The sequence below is a fragment of the Enterococcus sp. DIV0774 genome, assembly GCF_050539095.1.
GTDB lineage: Bacteria > Bacillota > Bacilli > Lactobacillales > Enterococcaceae > Enterococcus > Enterococcus faecalis.
This window is the reverse complement of the sequence record NZ_CP172923.1, coordinates 592,080-606,972: the sequence shown is the minus strand read 5'-3', so window position 1 is coordinate 606,972 and position 14,893 is coordinate 592,080. Positions and strand designations below refer to the sequence as shown.

The 14,893-nt window shown below is 36.6% G+C and carries 14 protein-coding genes; 2 read left to right on the top strand and 12 right to left on the bottom strand.

The features are described from left to right. Window positions 1–238 precede the first annotated feature (238 nt). The 4 genes from IGL86_RS03000 to IGL86_RS02985 all read right to left on the bottom strand — a co-directional run bounded on the left by IGL86_RS03000 (window position 239) and on the right by IGL86_RS02985 (window position 5,471). The gene (locus IGL86_RS03000; RefSeq protein WP_002386999.1) at window positions 239–1,408 is read right to left on the bottom strand and encodes a cation diffusion facilitator family transporter; all 1,170 of its coding nucleotides are present in this window, start codon (window positions 1,406–1,408) and stop codon (window positions 239–241) included. A gap of 220 nt (window positions 1,409–1,628) precedes the next feature. Further along, window positions 1,629–4,289: a YhgE/Pip domain-containing protein gene (locus IGL86_RS02995; protein WP_080280155.1), complete on the bottom strand. Its 2,661-nt coding sequence runs from the start codon at window positions 4,287–4,289 to the stop codon at window positions 1,629–1,631. A gap of 120 nt (window positions 4,290–4,409) precedes the next feature. Further along, window positions 4,410–4,640 carry a hypothetical protein gene (locus IGL86_RS02990; RefSeq protein ID WP_002355737.1) on the bottom strand — a complete coding sequence of 77 codons (231 nt, stop codon included), beginning with the start codon at window positions 4,638–4,640 and terminating at the stop codon, window positions 4,410–4,412. Between the two features lie 78 nt (window positions 4,641–4,718). Beyond that, window positions 4,719–5,471, bottom strand: coding sequence for a tyrosine-protein phosphatase (locus IGL86_RS02985; RefSeq protein ID WP_033626063.1), 753 nt, complete (start codon window positions 5,469–5,471; stop codon window positions 4,719–4,721). A 173-nt stretch (window positions 5,472–5,644) separates the two neighbouring features. Here IGL86_RS02985 and IGL86_RS02980 point away from each other — a divergent pair, with 173 nt between their 5' ends. Next, entirely contained in the window at window positions 5,645–7,123 is a 1,479-nt protein-coding gene (locus IGL86_RS02980) for a helix-turn-helix domain-containing protein (protein WP_033626062.1), read from the top strand. A gap of 54 nt (window positions 7,124–7,177) precedes the next feature. Here IGL86_RS02980 and lepB read toward each other — a convergent pair whose 3' ends face one another. The 7 genes from lepB to acpS all read right to left on the bottom strand — a co-directional run bounded on the left by lepB (window position 7,178) and on the right by acpS (window position 12,520). Further along, a complete protein-coding gene (gene lepB, locus IGL86_RS02975) occupies window positions 7,178–7,927 on the bottom strand; it encodes a signal peptidase I (protein ID WP_033626061.1) in 750 nt (249 codons plus the stop codon). Window positions 7,928–7,984: 57 nt separating this feature from the next. Next, the gene (locus IGL86_RS02970) at window positions 7,985–8,311 is read right to left on the bottom strand and encodes a hypothetical protein (RefSeq protein ID WP_016616509.1); all 327 of its coding nucleotides are present in this window, start codon (window positions 8,309–8,311) and stop codon (window positions 7,985–7,987) included. Next, window positions 8,292–9,587 carry a hypothetical protein gene (locus IGL86_RS02965; protein ID WP_010819795.1) on the bottom strand — a complete coding sequence of 432 codons (1,296 nt, stop codon included), beginning with the start codon at window positions 9,585–9,587 and terminating at the stop codon, window positions 8,292–8,294. Before IGL86_RS02965 ends, IGL86_RS02970 begins: the two co-directional genes overlap by 20 nt. Before the next feature lie 24 nt (window positions 9,588–9,611). Next, window positions 9,612–10,307 (bottom strand): hypothetical protein, encoded by a 696-nt coding sequence (locus tag IGL86_RS02960; RefSeq protein ID WP_010775655.1) that lies wholly within the window; start codon window positions 10,305–10,307, stop codon window positions 9,612–9,614. 321 nt (window positions 10,308–10,628) lie between these two features. Beyond that, a complete protein-coding gene (locus IGL86_RS02955; RefSeq protein WP_002355729.1) occupies window positions 10,629–11,006 on the bottom strand; it encodes a type II toxin-antitoxin system PemK/MazF family toxin in 378 nt (125 codons plus the stop codon). 15 nt (window positions 11,007–11,021) lie between these two features. Further along, window positions 11,022–12,137, bottom strand: coding sequence for an alanine racemase (alr, locus tag IGL86_RS02950; protein WP_430605642.1), 1,116 nt, complete (start codon window positions 12,135–12,137; stop codon window positions 11,022–11,024). Between the two features lie 29 nt (window positions 12,138–12,166). Continuing rightward, window positions 12,167–12,520: a holo-ACP synthase gene (acpS, locus tag IGL86_RS02945; RefSeq protein ID WP_010713843.1), complete on the bottom strand. Its 354-nt coding sequence runs from the start codon at window positions 12,518–12,520 to the stop codon at window positions 12,167–12,169. A 304-nt stretch (window positions 12,521–12,824) separates the two neighbouring features. Here acpS and IGL86_RS02940 point away from each other — a divergent pair, with 304 nt between their 5' ends. Then, a complete protein-coding gene (locus IGL86_RS02940; RefSeq protein WP_016618066.1) occupies window positions 12,825–13,091 on the top strand; it encodes a hypothetical protein in 267 nt (88 codons plus the stop codon). 60 nt (window positions 13,092–13,151) lie between these two features. On the opposite strand, the gene cshA is transcribed toward IGL86_RS02940, so the two are convergent. Continuing rightward, window positions 13,152–14,699, bottom strand: coding sequence for a degradosome RNA helicase CshA (gene cshA, locus IGL86_RS02935; protein WP_033626060.1), 1,548 nt, complete (start codon window positions 14,697–14,699; stop codon window positions 13,152–13,154). Window positions 14,700–14,893: the final 194 nt, after the last annotated feature.

The following is a 14,893-nucleotide window of genomic DNA, read 5'->3' as shown; positions in this document are numbered from 1 at the left end:
ACAAATCCATATGCTACGCTTCTCACAATGAAAAGTCAATTGATTTTTGTTACTGAAAAAGATAAAAAAATCACCATCTTTTTTTAATCAGACACTCATTTAAAGTCTCCCGCTTCCTTTATCTTATCAAGAGAATCCAGATAACAAAAGGATTTGCATTCTCTAAACAAAAAAGCGAGAGCTAAAAGTCTATTTGACCTTTTGGCTCTCGCTTAAAAACTTAGTTAATTATTCCCTTTTATTGTAACAAGTACGTATGATCGAAGGTAATTTCCACTTTATAACGACCAATTTTTTCATAAACTTGCCGCTGAATTTCCACACCCAGTTCAAATTCAGATAATTTTGATTCTGTAGGCAAAACCAAGTCGAACAAAATCTTTGGCTCTTCGCCATGGGTAACTAAGCGGATATCATGGACTTTTAAAGACGCATCAAAAGAACGAATAATCTTTTTGATTGTTTGATGAACAAATTGTTGTGTTGGGTCATACAAATTCACTGGATCAATATGACAAACAAGGTTAACATCCAACTCTTCTTTAAACTTCGCTTCAATCGCATCGATTGTCTGATGGGCTTTATTTAAATCCCAGCGATCATCAATTTCAATGTGAACAGACGCAAACGTTTGGCTGGGACCATAATTATGAATCAGTAAATCGTGATACCCTACAATTGTTTCCATTTTTGATAAGACATTCTTCATTTCATCAATTTCTGTTTGGCTCGGACGCATGCCCATCAACTCATTAATAAATTCGCGAATTAACTGCAAGCCACTATAAATAATATATGCAGCAATTAAAAAACCAATATATCCATCAATTCGCAAACCAGTGACGCCTTCAATAAATGCAGAAATCAAAACAGCTAATGTAGTATAAACATCATTAAAGCTATCCTTAGCAGAAGCAACTAATGCTTGAGAATCAATTTTTGCTGATACTTTTTTGTAAAACAGCCCTTGCCAAATTTTAATCCCAATTGATAAAGCTAAAACAGCAAATAAAATGGGTGTCACCTTGATTGATTCTGGATGCAGGATGCGATCCACGGAGGTCGTTAGAAACTCAAACCCAATAAACGTAATCACTAATGATACAAGCATTCCACTAATATATTCAAAACGTTCATGGCCATAGGGATGTTCTTTATCCGCTGGCTTACCAGCAATATAAAAACCGACTAATGTTAAAACTGAAGAAATAGTATCGGACAAACTATTAATGGCATCTGCCATGATTGAAACACTACCTGAAAGCAAGCCAATCATAAATTTACTAACGAATAAAAATAAATTAGAAACAAGCCCAATCCGACCGGCAAAAGCACCGAATGCTGTTCGTTTTTCCAATTTACGACGTTCAATTTTTTTCTCATATCGTTGAAGCAATGCTTGAATCATTTTACAACCCCTACCCACTTTTTATTTCTTAAAAAAATACTATAAAACCTTTTTATACATTTGTACACAAAAAACCTCACTTTCTGAGGGAGATTTTATTATTTAGCATTGCCAAAAAGTCAAAAGCAAGAGCCCCCAAAACTTCTTTGTTAGGGTTGCCTTGAAAATAAAGAAAAATAAAAAGCCGAAAACGCTAGAGACGTTTTCAGCTTTTTGTTTTTTAATGGAATAAATGGCTCTTTTGCGCTAAAGCCGCAAATTTTTTCGATCTGTGTTCCAGATGTGGATAAAGAATTGCACCGCCAATACTAAAGACGACTGAAATCCCCACCATAATCCAAATGGCAAACCAAGCATTTGGCCAGTAAATGCCTCCTGCTGATTCCCTTAGCAAGTTCACGGCATGCGTAAACGGCAAGAACGGATTAATCATTTGGAAGAATTTACCTGAGACTTGAATTGGGTAGTTCCCACCCCCACCAGAGATGGATAGTACCAAGATTATTATCGCAATTCCTTTCCCTACATTGCCAAAGAGAGCAACAAGCACATAAACCATTATCATAAACGTAATGGCAATCAATACCGCAAACCAGACACTATACGCTGGATTACGAACATCTACGCCTAACGCAAAGTAATTACCTAAGGTTACAATCAGTGCTTGACCAATCCCCATGACAATGAAGGTAAACATCCGTGCTGAAAATTGTTCCCGTTTAGAAAAGCGTTTTTTATCTTTTCCTTCGAGATAAACATCCGTTGTCGCAACACTTGAGAATAACACAGCGCCAACCCACAAACACAAAGCTGTATAGAATGGGGTACTTGCCGAACCATTATTAGCAATCGGATAAACAGCATGTTCTTTGACTTCAACTGGTTGTGTAAAGAAGTCACTTTCTTTATTGGCATCTAATTTTAGTAATTTAAGAATTTCGCCTAAGTCAACTTCTTTTTCACCTTTACGGATTGCATTCGCTGCTTTGTGTAATCCTGTTTTGATATTTGGCCAATCATTAATAATCAGCTCGTTGGCTTTGTCTAAGGCCGCTTCAACATCTGGCATTTTCTCATTGACTGTTTTCAAGGTATTCGTTAAATCTTTTCGGATACCTGGATAGTCATTTTGCATAAAGGCTGCCGCTTTGCTGACTTTGTCTTGAATGACTGGTAAATCGTTTTTATACAAATCAGCACCACGATTAATGCCATTGACAATGGTTTCCATATTGCCATTCAACATCGTATTCGCATCATGAATTTCTTGTTTAATTGCCGGCATTTCGGCTTGATATTTTTCTAATAAAGAAATCGCATTAGTGACCGTTTGACTTGTTGAACTCAATAACCCTTCAAAGTCAATTTGTTGCGCTTTGTTTAGTTGACCTTGAGCGTTTTGGATGGTAGCAATTAATTTGTCTAAAATCGTTTTTACTGTGTTTTCAATCGCATTAGGGTTAATACTATTGACGGTTGCTTCTACTTGTTTAGCTTTTGCTTGAATATCATCTGTATTTATTGCCACATTCACATCGATTTCATCAACCGCTATTTTTAATTTAACCACAGTATCATCAATCGTTCTCAATTTATTGATAGTATCTTGTAACGCCTCACTACCTGTTGCTTCTTGCATTTGTGTAAACAGTTGAATCAGCTGTTGGATATTTTCATGTTGTTTTCCTAGGCTTTCAGACAGTTGTTGCTTAATTGCTTCTCTTTCTTCAACTGGTAAACGATGATTTTTTAAATCTTCTAGTGCTGTATTTACACCAGCGCTAATTGTTCCAATTGCTTTTAAAATCGTCCCCACACTTTGAGTAATTCCAGGTAACGCCTTTTCCAATTGAGTGGCGCCATCTAATGTGACATTCCCTAAATCATTGGCTTGATCACCTAGTTTACGAATATCTGGTAACGCCGTTTGAACTTGTTGAATGATTTCTAATCCTTGTTTTGCTTCTTGGATTCCTTCGCTCATTGTTTGTTCCACAGAGGCAAAGTCTTCATCAATCATAGCAATTTGTCGGCCAGCGTTTTGAATTTCTGGAATTTTTTCTTGTAACGTCAAAATAACACTAGCTTGTTCTTTGATGCTTGGCATTTTACCATTTAGCTCAACAATCTTCTCTCCTAAAGCATCAACTTCAGGTAAATATTTCATCGCATCGTTGGCTTTCGCTAATTTTTCTTTTAGCTCAGGCACCTTACCATGTAAGTCTGTGACTTGTTTCGCGTACGTGTCAATGGTTCCAATGTTGGCATCTGTATCTAAAATCATGCTCTTAACTTTTTGAATGCTAACCATGTTTTTATCAATATCATAGCCAATATCATTGAATGTTTTGATTAACGTACTACTTGCCGTTTTGATGAATTCTTCCGAAATTTGTGACTGAATGGAAGAAGCGCCTTTTGACGTAATTTTCGGCGCAATTGCATTAATTTTTTCGTTAATTGAGTATTCAATTTTAGGTTTATTGATATCACCAGAAGTAAAACTTAGCAAATCTTTGGAAAAATCTTTAGGTAAATAAATCCCGGCAAAATATTTTCCTGATTGGACTCCTTTGTCTAATTCCTTTTTGGAATCAACAAAACGCCAACCTAATTGCTTGTTTTTCTTCAAGTTTTTCAAGACTTCATCACCAATATTGACCGATTTATCTTGAAAAGTTGCTGTTTGGTCATCACTATAGACCGCTATTGGTAACTCTCCTGTATTTGAATACGGATCCCATAGTGCTTTAATGTTAAACCATGCATATAATGATGGAATAATCATTAAGGCAACAATCAAAAATGTTGCTACTGGGTTTTTAAAAATTCTTTTCCAATCTAAAATAAATAGTTCCCATGTATTTTTTATATGTTTCATAAAATCACCTGCTTTTTTTTGTGCCTGAATAACTTTAGCATAAAATACAAGAGAATAACAAACAAAAGCTTGAATGTTACGACACATTTTTAAAATGTCGTAAGTTCAAGCTAAGATTGTTTATTTCATATTTTTAGAAAATTCCGAAACGACTTGTTTAACTTCATCAATGGCTTCTGGTTTTAAATAAGCCAAAAGTTTTGGTGCTTTTGTCATCAAGTACATTTTATCTAGTTTGCCTGTTTGTTGGCGTTCAAACATTTCTGCAAGTAGCGCTTGCATTTTTTCTTTTTTATCTTCTTTTGTTCGATCTAGTATGAACGTTAAGAATTGTTCTTGTCCTTCTTTCATTCCCTATCCCTCCTTACAAACAGATTCTTTTCTATTATAAAACTTCTTTTTTAGAAAGGATAGTCCTTTTTTTAGGATCTATGATTTTGTATACAGACTTAGCATGTCTTTTTTGGCGGATAAAGGTAAGCCGAGTCCCTCTTTTAAATAGCCCTCTACCGAACCAAATTCTTTTTCAATCGCCTGTAAAGCGGTCGCTAAGTACTCTTTTTTCACATAAAGCAGCGTTTCTAATTGTTGAATTTCTGCTGGAGGTGTTCCATTTGCTTGGTACTGTGCAATAATTTGCTCGTTAGCAGCTTTTCTTTGCTCGTTCGTCTTTAAATAATCTTCTAAAATATGAGAATGTTCCACACCTAAAGCACTTAATATCAAGGCTGCGCCGATTCCTGTTCGATCTTTTCCTGCGAAACAATGAAATAAAATAGCTTCCTGTGGATAACTTAAAAAGTTTTCAAAAAATGTTTGGTAACCTTTGCGCCCCGAATTGGAAAGAACCATTTCTTTATAAGCCATGTCCATTGCTGCATCGGGTGAACCAACCGTTTTAAGCATTCCTTCTAATGAAGCGGTCTGCGCCTGAATATCGGCCAAAATGTCTATATGTAAATAGTTGGTTCCTTGAATTAAATCATCTGGTCGTTCTTGCGTTTCTGCTGCACTTCTAAAATCATAGATTCGTTTAATTTGATAGTCCTCTACCAGTTTCTGTTGATCCGCTTGTGCAATATTGACGAGTTCACCACTCCGAAAAAAATGCCCTGTCTTGACGGATGTACCTTGTTGCGTTGGAAATCCTCCAATATCTCTAAAATTTACTACGCTGTTCATGTTCTGTCACTCCTTCATTTTAATTATTTTGTTGTCATTTAAATACTTTGTTTTTTCTTTTTATTTCTTTTTCTAAATGATAATAAAAAACACTTCAAAAAACAATCTTTTTATCAGTTGTTTATTGCCATTTTATCATAGATACAGTATTCTTAAAAGAGAGGTGAGCAACGATGTTAAAACGAGATTTTTTAGAAAAACCGTATGATTATATGAATGATATTCTATTGTTCCTATATAATAATAAAGGCCAAGCGACACGAAATGAATTAGTAGATTTTTTCAATATTAGTTTACCAACATTGAATGAGTATCTTTCTTTTTTAGAACAATTTTTGAAAGAAGAGCAACTTCAAGAAAGCCTCACCGTGACTGTACTAGGTGATACCCTTTATCTAAATAAAGCACCAACCTTTTCCATGAAAGCAATGATCATGTTGTTCTTGAATAAATCTATTAAGTTTCACATGGTTCAGCAACTCTTTCATAAAAATAAAATAAATGGCGGGTATTTTCAACAGAATTATGCCATCAGCTCTGCTACCTATTATCGAAAAATCGTTGAATTAAATGACTTACTCAATGAGTTTAATTTATGTATCAAACGAGGAAAACTTATCGGCGAAGAAAAACAAATTCGCTTTTTCTTTTTTAATTTTTTCTGGTTTATCTTTGAAGAAAAAACAGATTTAGAAAAAGAACTGGCCAATCAATACCTAGGATTAATCGAGATATTACAAGAAATCCCCAGAATTACCTTTGACCATACAGAAATTCTTCAAATTAAGCTTTGGATGAAAATTTCTTTTCGTCGTATGGTTTTAGAACCTCTGCCAACGATTAGTCCGCATGATGTCCAACTCGATCGACCTTTATTTGAAGAAATTAATTTATCTATACATACATATATGAAAAGAATCGACCGTCCATATACAATCAATGAAGCCTATATGTTTTATGACTTTTTTTGTTCCATGCATAATTATTCTGCGAATGCTGCTTTCGCCTTTCGTTTAGCAAAACAACAACGAATTGAAAAAACGTATCTTAACGAAATGAACCGGGTCATTTTAACGTACCTTAAAGCACGTGGTTATTTATCCCATTACGTGCTGCCTATTCGGCTACTTTATATTGAAAATTTACTTTTCCAATTACATGCGCAACTCTATTATTTTTCAGGATTTATTTTACCCTTTGATTATTGGACGATTCAGTCACTTTTGAAAGTCTTACGTCATCCTTTTAGTGAAAGTGAAGTTTACGAATTAGTGGAGATCGCTACAACGAACTTTGCCACAAAAGCCACTGCTTCTAAGTACCAAAATCAATTTACTGAAATTAATTATACACTTATTTTGAATCACATTGCTGAATTAAATGAAAAAAAAATAACGATTGGTGTTTATCACTCACTGAGCAGTGCTTATAGCGAGTTGGTAGCACAAAAAATACAACAGAGTATCGCTGGAAAATATCCGCTGAAAATTGAGCCTTACAACGCAGAAAACCATTATGATTTGCTTTTAATGAATACCAATAATGAACAGCTCGTTGCCCAGTATGACCATTACTATATTTTTTCGGATATTAGTAATCGTTACGACCTACAATCAATTGAAAAAATCATTCAATTGTTATTGGGCAAATAATCTCTAATAAAAAAAGCTTAAGTGCCCTACTCTCAGATGGCTGACTTAAGCTTTTTATTTTACTTTCCCTATTTCTTTAAACGGCGCCATTTTAAATACCACGATTCCTTCAATCGCTTGTATCTCGACAAAGCCGAACATACGACTATCACTTGAATGCGTACGATTGTCCCCTAAGACAAAGTAATGACCAGCTGGAATCTTCTGAAACAGGCGAAGTTGGGCTGCCGCTTCTTCTGATAAGTCAAAACGACTGGCATTCTCAGGCAGTGCCTCATTATCGCTTGCTATAGGTTCTTCCGAAAGATAAAGTTTTCCCTCGTTTACCCAAATTCGATCACCAGGAACCCCGATAATTCGCTTGACGTACGTACCTGTGCTAGCCAACGGTGCTTTAAATGCAATCACATCGTACCTTGTTACTTGCTTCGTCCGTTGTACTAAGACTCGTTCCCCTGCGTTAAGTGTCGGCTTCATGGATTGCCCAGCAATTGGGTAGCTAGATGTCTTTAACACAAAAAAGAACACAAAAATGGCGAAAAGAATAGCTGGCATAAAAAATTTAACGACTTGGATGAGTTGTTTCTTTTGGTAGGCTTGCCGCTTTTTTTTAATCTCTTCAGCAGTCATTTTTCTTTTCGGTCCTCTTATTGATTGATGGTTATCTGTTTGCTCAAGCAAATATTCCGTTGCTTTGTTAGTCTTTTGCTTTTTTAGCTGATATGTCGCAGGCAACTTTTGCTTCAAGAAGGCGCGCTTAATGTGGCGAATTGTTCGCATAACGGGCTTTATCCATTCTTTCATCGTTTTCTTAAAAGGAAAAGCTTCTTAAATAAACTTTTCCTTTCTTGCTCCTTTTTTCTATTTGACTAATTGCGTTCCTTTTTTTATATAACTACTACGTAACTGGTTCTCCTTCATAAACTGATTCAGTGGTTTCTGCGCATCTTGTGCCAGCTCCCAGATACTTTGATTTGCTTCTACAAGATATTCGCTCTTCTCTGTTACTATGTTTTTCCTGATAAGCGGTTGCCTTAGCGGCTGCTCTTTCTTTGAGACAACAGCAGCCTGTAATCGTTCTGCAGAGCCACTTAGTGTAACAGCTAAAAAAAGGACCCCAAGACAATGTAGTTTCCTTGCTCCCGTTAACTTTTTACTGACCATTTTATTAATAGTTATCTTGTTCAAGACGTGTCAGTTTAGTTAAGCGTTCCTCTAATTCGCGATAAATCTCAAGTACTTCTACTTTTGACGCTTCGACTTCATTCGAAATACTTTTCGCTCGATTACCAATATTTAACATTTCTAATTCTGCAGAATTGATTAGGTGTTTTGCTTCTACTTTCGCTTCATTAACAATCCGATTGGCTTCTTTTTTGGCAGAAACCATCACTTCGCCAATTTCTTGTTGCGATTTTAAAGCCTCTTCTTGTAATTGCTGATTTTTCATTAATAAATCGTTAATTTGCTGTTTTGCGCGTAGCAGTTCTGTTAACTGCTCACTACTCGGTTCAATATTTTTTGAAACGGCTTGTAGTGTCTTCAATTCTTTTTGAACTTGTTCTAAATTGTCTTCTTTGGCCTCTACTTCTTTTCTTAGAGCAGCTAATTCCCCTTCGTAAACTTGCTTTTCAGCAAGATGTTTGTCATTGACACCTTGCAGTCGCCCTAATTTTACTTCTGCTTCATTTTTTTGCTGTAAACTATTTTGAAGCTCATTCTTTAACTCCTCCATGCGTTGTTTCACAATCACTTCTTGTTGGACAGCCTCTTGTAAGGCTTGTTTTTCGGCTTCTACTTTTTGTAATTGTACAGTTAGTTTTTCAATTTGTTCCTGCAATGCTTGTTGAGTCGTTGTGCTTTCTTCTAATTCTGTCGTTAACGTTTCTACTTGCTTTTCCATTCCTGTAATATCCCCTTTTTTCTCCAACTTTCCTTTTTCTTCTGCTAACTGGTTGTGTAATGTCTGGATATGTTGTTGCTGTTCAGCCGATTCTTTTTCTAATTCTGCCACTTGCTGCGTTAATTCACTTTCTAAACGTTCCATTTGATTATGTACAGTGGTTAATTGTTTTTCTGCGTTTTGCAGATTTGTTTGAAGAGTGGTAGCCTCTGTCGTGGTTTCACTGTTCGTTTCCAGTTGCTCTTCCAATTCAAAAATTTCATGTTCTTTTTGATTTAGTATTTCAAGTAATGACTGGTTTTTTTCTTCTAATGCTTGTTTTTCCGTTTCTTGTTGGTTCTTTAATTGCTCATTTTCTTCTTGAAGTTTTTTAAAGGCTGTTTCTTTTTTCTGATAGTAGGTGAGCCTTTCTCTTAACGTCGCCATTTCTTTTTCCTGTTGTTCTGGTTTGATTCCGCTAATTATTTTTTCTGGTTCGAATCCTGGCTGAAAAAAGACTTCTTTTTCAAGCGTATCATCCGAAATATCTTTAATTTTTTTGATTAAACGTCTTTTTGTCATCTATATGTCCTTTCTCTCGTCCTTTTAACTAATCACGACAGGCTCCAAATTTGTTTCCAACGTCTCACGAGCATACGTATCAATGGATTTGACAAGGGTTTGCTCTTGATCTCGATAAGTAAAATTAAAATCAATCATGGTAATTTCTTTAACTGAATTCAACGCTGCAATCAGTGCTACAATATTGTCTTGACCTGTTTGAAATTCATGGTAACTTAAACCAACTGAAAAAACAGACAGTGTCAAGGTTTGTGTTTTTTCACTTCTAATCATTGTGATACTCGTCTCTCCGAGGTAAGGACGCCATTCACGCGCTAATTGTAATTCATAATTCGTCAAGACAGCGGCCGATTCTGCCGAAACAGCTTGCTTCCAGGGAAACTGATTTAAGGCTGTTTTTTTAATCGCTTGTTTTTTTATTTTGTCACCTTGAGTAGCTTGGCCCTGTGCCAAACGCTCGATCCGTTGTTCCATGCGGATATTTCGTTGATTTAATTGATAATATGTATAAACAATTCCTAACAATAATACGCTAAGTAGACAAACACTAAACAATAAATAAATCATTAAACGACTATTTTTCTGATACTTATAGAAATTTATTTTCCTCTTTAATATCCGGTCCTCTGAATCCAGTTTTTCGACAAGTAATCGCAAATACAATTGATAGCTTACAAATAAAAATAAGCAACTACTCATTAAAAGTACAACAATCATCATACAAATATAATCTCCTTTATGTCATCGCTCGACAATCAAAACTTGTAAAATCACCTGTTACGCTCTTTAAAAACTCTATATAGTATTGATTGTAACATTCCGTTTGAGCCTTGCCAACAACTTTATTTAAAATAAGATGATAAAAATTTGAATTTTATATTTATATTTTAATTTTTTAAATACAAAACAAAAAAACAAGAGAGATGCCACTTGGCTATCTCTCTCGCTTTTACTCAAACTATGTTTAACGAACCGAACTAGATCAGTCGCTTTTAAAAAAATCCAATTAGTCTTTGTTGATTTCATAGTAGCTATCGTTCTTTATGTAGCTGAATTTGCTTTTGCTGGGGCTGAATCGCTACTAAGTCCAACACTGATGCCTAAGGCACGATCAACTTCTTCCATAATATCAAGTCTCAAATGACAAACTTTTTCTTTCAAGCGACCCTTATCGATTGTTCGAATCTGCTCTAAAAGAATCACTGAATCTTTTTCAATGCCCGTTTCATCAGAATTAATCCCGATATGTGTTGGCAATTTTGGCTTTGCCATTTTGGCTGTGATCGCCGCAACGATAATCGTTGGGCTAAAATGATTACCTAAGTTATTTTGGACAACAAGGACGGGTCTGACGCCACCTTGTTCCGAGCCCACTACTGGGGAAAGGTCTGCAAAATAAATATCTCCGCGTTTGACCATAGTGGAACCTCCTATCTAGTTATATTCTCTGGGGATTCTTTGTGAGAAAGTACATGCAACTTCATAATGAATGGTTTCTAATTTTTCGGCTACCATTTGTAACGTATTTTCTTCATTGCCATCTTTTCCAACTAATGTAACGACTGAGCCGACAGGAACTTCTTCTACTAAACGAATCATACATTGATCCATACACACTCGTCCGACGATTTCGCAACGCTTACCATTCACGAGCACTGTAAATCCTTGGAGATGACGCAACCAGCCATCTGCATAGCCGATTGGCACTGTCCCAATCCATTCTTCAGCTTCAGTTACGTAGGTTTCGCCATAGCCAATCCCTTCACCAGCCGCTAAGCGTTTTACATGGATGAGTTCACTGGTCAACCGTAAGGCCGGCTTTAACGCATAGCTTGGGGCCAGCTTATTACCTGAAGGGTTCAATCCATACATGGCTACCCCATAGCGAATCATGTTTCCTGGCACATCAGGATGCCATAACGCTGTCGCACTATTGCTAACATGGACATACCGAGGTAACTCTTCTAAAACTGCTAGAACAGCCTTAAAACGCCCTGCTTGTTTTTCAAAATAGCTTGTATCGATTTCATCAGCTGTTGAAAAATGAGTAAAAATCCCTTCCCATAAAAATTCTTTGTGGGATTGAACAAACCGCACTGCTTGCTTAGTTTCTTCCGGGGTTAAAAAGCCAATCCGTCCCATGCCAGTATCGACTTTTAAATGAACACGTAATGGCGTGTTACTCTCAGGCGTTAGTTGTTGAAGAGCAGCTTCTAACCATTCTTGTGTAGCTACCGTTACAGATAAATCATATTGAATCAACAAAGGCACATAAGCTAAGTCTACCACACTCAAAATTAAAATGGGGTCCTGAACACCTGCTTCTCTCAATTCAATTGCTTCATCCAATAAGGAGACACAAAAACCTGTCGCGCCACCTTTTTTCGCCGCTTTGGCGGATTCTACGGCGCCATGCCCATAGCCGTTCGCTTTTACAACCGCAAATAAAGCGGTTCCTTCTGGCAAACGTTGACATTCCTTTTGGACATTTTCAGTAATTGCTTGCGTATCGATATGTAACCGTGTAGGACGATGCCATCCAACGACCATTGTACATCCTTCTTTCTTCGTTGCTTCTATTATTCGCTTTCTAAAACAATTTGTGCAATCGCCATAGTATCTGTGTGCGTAATCGAGACAAACACTTTACCATTATGGGGCGAGTTTGCTACGTATGGTGCACCTGTTTTTTCAGTCAGCACCTCAATATCTTGTAAACCAACTTTACCAATCCCTGTGCCCCATGCTTTAGAAAACGCTTCTTTACAAGCAAAACGACCAGCTAAAAATTCTATTTGACGTTTTGTAGATAACTTTTCAAAAAGGGTCAATTCGCTAGGTGTTAAAACCCGTTGAATAAACGATCCTTGTTTTTCAACAATCGGTTTTATCCGACTTAATTCTACTGCGTCAATACCAATTCCCTTTATCATTTTCCGCCTTACTTCCTATTTAATATAGTTACTCCGAATTACCTTTCATTTTAACAAAATTTCAAAATTTTTCCACTGATTCGCAAAAAAAATAAAGAATGTTTTACAAGATCCTCACACAAATTGAAGTACCATACGTTTTCTTCCTATTTACATTTTTATAAAATTTTTCTGAATTTTTATAAAAGTAAGAAAACAACTAAGAAGTATCGGAAAAAAATCAGGAAACTAAGTGGATGTTCTGATTTTTTATAGAAAATTTTGGCTACTTATGGGAGAATAAAAAGAAAAAGGAGAAAAACGTATGACTTTAACTTCTCGGCAAAAAAAGTTACTTCGTTGCGCCCTGTTTATTTTTACTTTGTTGCTCTACATATTTCCAATCTTCTTTAAAAATCCCAGCCTATTTTTTCTCTTGCAACTGGTTTGGATTATAACCATTCATTTGCTACAACAAAAACTGAAACTCTTCAATCTAACTTCCTCGTTGAAAACTTGGATAATTTTGGCGTTTTTCTTTTTTTATATCATTTTGATGCCTTTTTTACTTTTTTTGAGTTTTTCTATTTAACGATTATCTACCAAAAAAGAGCGAGTGTTCCGTTCATAGACGGAACACTCGCTCTTTTGATTATTTAGCGTTTTCGCGAATGACGAAACCACGTTTTTTATCGTTATGACGTTTGCCGCCACGTTGATCTTTATTTTTGCGGTCGCTATTTTTGTAATTACGGTCGCCATCTTTATGGTTTTTGTTGCCACGATAGCTGCCACCTTTACCATTGCCACCACGGTTGCGATTACGGTTGTTCCCACCGCCACCACCACGGCCATTTTTGTTAAAGCCTTTTTTATTTGAAGGCAATGGACGTTCTGGGGTAATTTTTACAGGAACCGCATCTGCTGGATCTTTCGCTACTGTTTTTAATAATAACGCAGCTAAGTCTGTCGCTGAATATTTTTCTAATAACGCTTCAGCAGATTCTAGATATTTCTCTAAACCATTTTCTTCTAGATCACTTTCGATGGTTTCAACAGCTGCACTTAATTGTCCTTTAAATGCTTCCTTTTCGGTTGGTGGGCGTAATGGTGTCATCCGTTTTTTCGTTAGGTTTTCGATGACATGTAAGTAACCCATTTCGTTAGGTGTTACAAACGTCACAGACATACCGCCTTTACCAGCACGACCTGTCCGACCAATACGGTGAACATAACTTTCTGGATCTTGTGGAATATCGTAGTTATAGACATGGGTGACACCTGAAATATCTAACCCACGTGCTGCTACATCTGTTGCCACTAAGATATCTAAGTTACCATTTTTGAATGAACGTAAAACGCTCATCCGTTTTTGTTGTGATAGGTCGCCATGGATGCCTTCTGCTTTGTAACCACGCGCTTCTAACCCGCGGGCAAGTTCATCAACACGGCGTTTTGTCCGACCAAAGACAATGGTCAATTCTGGGGTTTGCACGTCTAGTAAACGTGTCATAATGTCAAATTTTTCAAAGTCTTTTGAACGTACATAATATTGATCAATTAAATCAGCCGTCATTTCTTTGGCTTTAATCTTCACATGTTCTGGTTGTTTCATGAATTTCACGCCAATATTCTTGATTGCTGGCGGCATAGTTGCTGAAAATAGAAGTGTTTGACGTTGTTCTGGCACTTGTGAGATGATTTTTTCAATGTCTTCCAAGAAGCCCATGTTTAACATTTCATCTGCTTCGTCTAAAACTAATGTTTCAACAGTTTCTAATTTCAAGGTACGACGGTTAATATGGTCTAGTAAACGTCCTGGTGTACCTACAACGATATGTGGACGATCTTTTAGTCCACGGATTTGGCGACCGATATCAGCCCCACCGTAAACGGCTTGGACGCGAATCTTTTTATCGCGGCCTAAACGGAATAACTCTTCTTGTGTTTGGATAGCCAACTCACGGGTTGGTGCAATGACTAATCCTTGAATAACGCGGTTGTCTGCGTCAATTTTGTTAAGCATTGGTAAGCCAAAAGCAGCGGTTTTCCCTGTTCCTGTTTGTGCTTGTCCGATTACGTCTTTTCCTGCTAACGCTAACGGAATTGTTTCTGATTGAATAGGGGTTGCTTCCTCGAAGCCTGCGCGTTCTACCGCTGATAATAATTCTGGCGCTAAACCAAGTTCTTTAAATTTCAAATGATATCCTCCTAGATTTTGTTTCGGAAAGAACGATTTCTTCCTAGTTTCAGGTGTCTTCACTTTCAGTTGTTAAAAAGAAATCCATTATAGTGTGCCAACTATTTCTTCTTTCCTGATTTCACCGAAAAATTCACCTTATGGCATTAGAAAAGCCAAACGTGGTCGTTCAGCTTCACATTTATTATTAAACA

Excerpts from the sequence above, each read along its gene's own strand:
- IGL86_RS03000 (WP_002386999.1), bottom strand. The coding sequence starts at position 1,408 with ATGATTCAAGCATTGCTTCAACGATATGAGAAAAAAATTGAACGTCGT.
- IGL86_RS02995 (WP_080280155.1), bottom strand. The coding sequence starts at position 4,289 with ATGAAACATATAAAAAATACATGGGAACTATTTATTTTAGATTGGAAA.
- IGL86_RS02990 (WP_002355737.1), bottom strand. The coding sequence starts at position 4,640 with ATGAAAGAAGGACAAGAACAATTCTTAACGTTCATACTAGATCGAACA.
- IGL86_RS02985 (WP_033626063.1), bottom strand. The coding sequence starts at position 5,471 with ATGAACAGCGTAGTAAATTTTAGAGATATTGGAGGATTTCCAACGCAA.
- IGL86_RS02980 (WP_033626062.1), top strand. The coding sequence starts at position 5,645 with ATGTTAAAACGAGATTTTTTAGAAAAACCGTATGATTATATGAATGAT.
- lepB (WP_033626061.1), bottom strand. The coding sequence starts at position 7,927 with ATGAAAGAATGGATAAAGCCCGTTATGCGAACAATTCGCCACATTAAG.
- IGL86_RS02965 (WP_010819795.1), bottom strand. The coding sequence starts at position 9,587 with ATGACAAAAAGACGTTTAATCAAAAAAATTAAAGATATTTCGGATGAT.
- IGL86_RS02960 (WP_010775655.1), bottom strand. The coding sequence starts at position 10,307 with ATGATGATTGTTGTACTTTTAATGAGTAGTTGCTTATTTTTATTTGTA.
- IGL86_RS02955 (WP_002355729.1), bottom strand. The coding sequence starts at position 11,006 with ATGGTCAAACGCGGAGATATTTATTTTGCAGACCTTTCCCCAGTAGTG.
- alr (WP_430605642.1), bottom strand. The coding sequence starts at position 12,137 with ATGGTCGTTGGATGGCATCGTCCTACACGGTTACATATCGATACGCAA.
- acpS (WP_010713843.1), bottom strand. The coding sequence starts at position 12,520 with ATGATAAAGGGAATTGGTATTGACGCAGTAGAATTAAGTCGGATAAAA.
- IGL86_RS02940 (WP_016618066.1), top strand. The coding sequence starts at position 12,825 with ATGACTTTAACTTCTCGGCAAAAAAAGTTACTTCGTTGCGCCCTGTTT.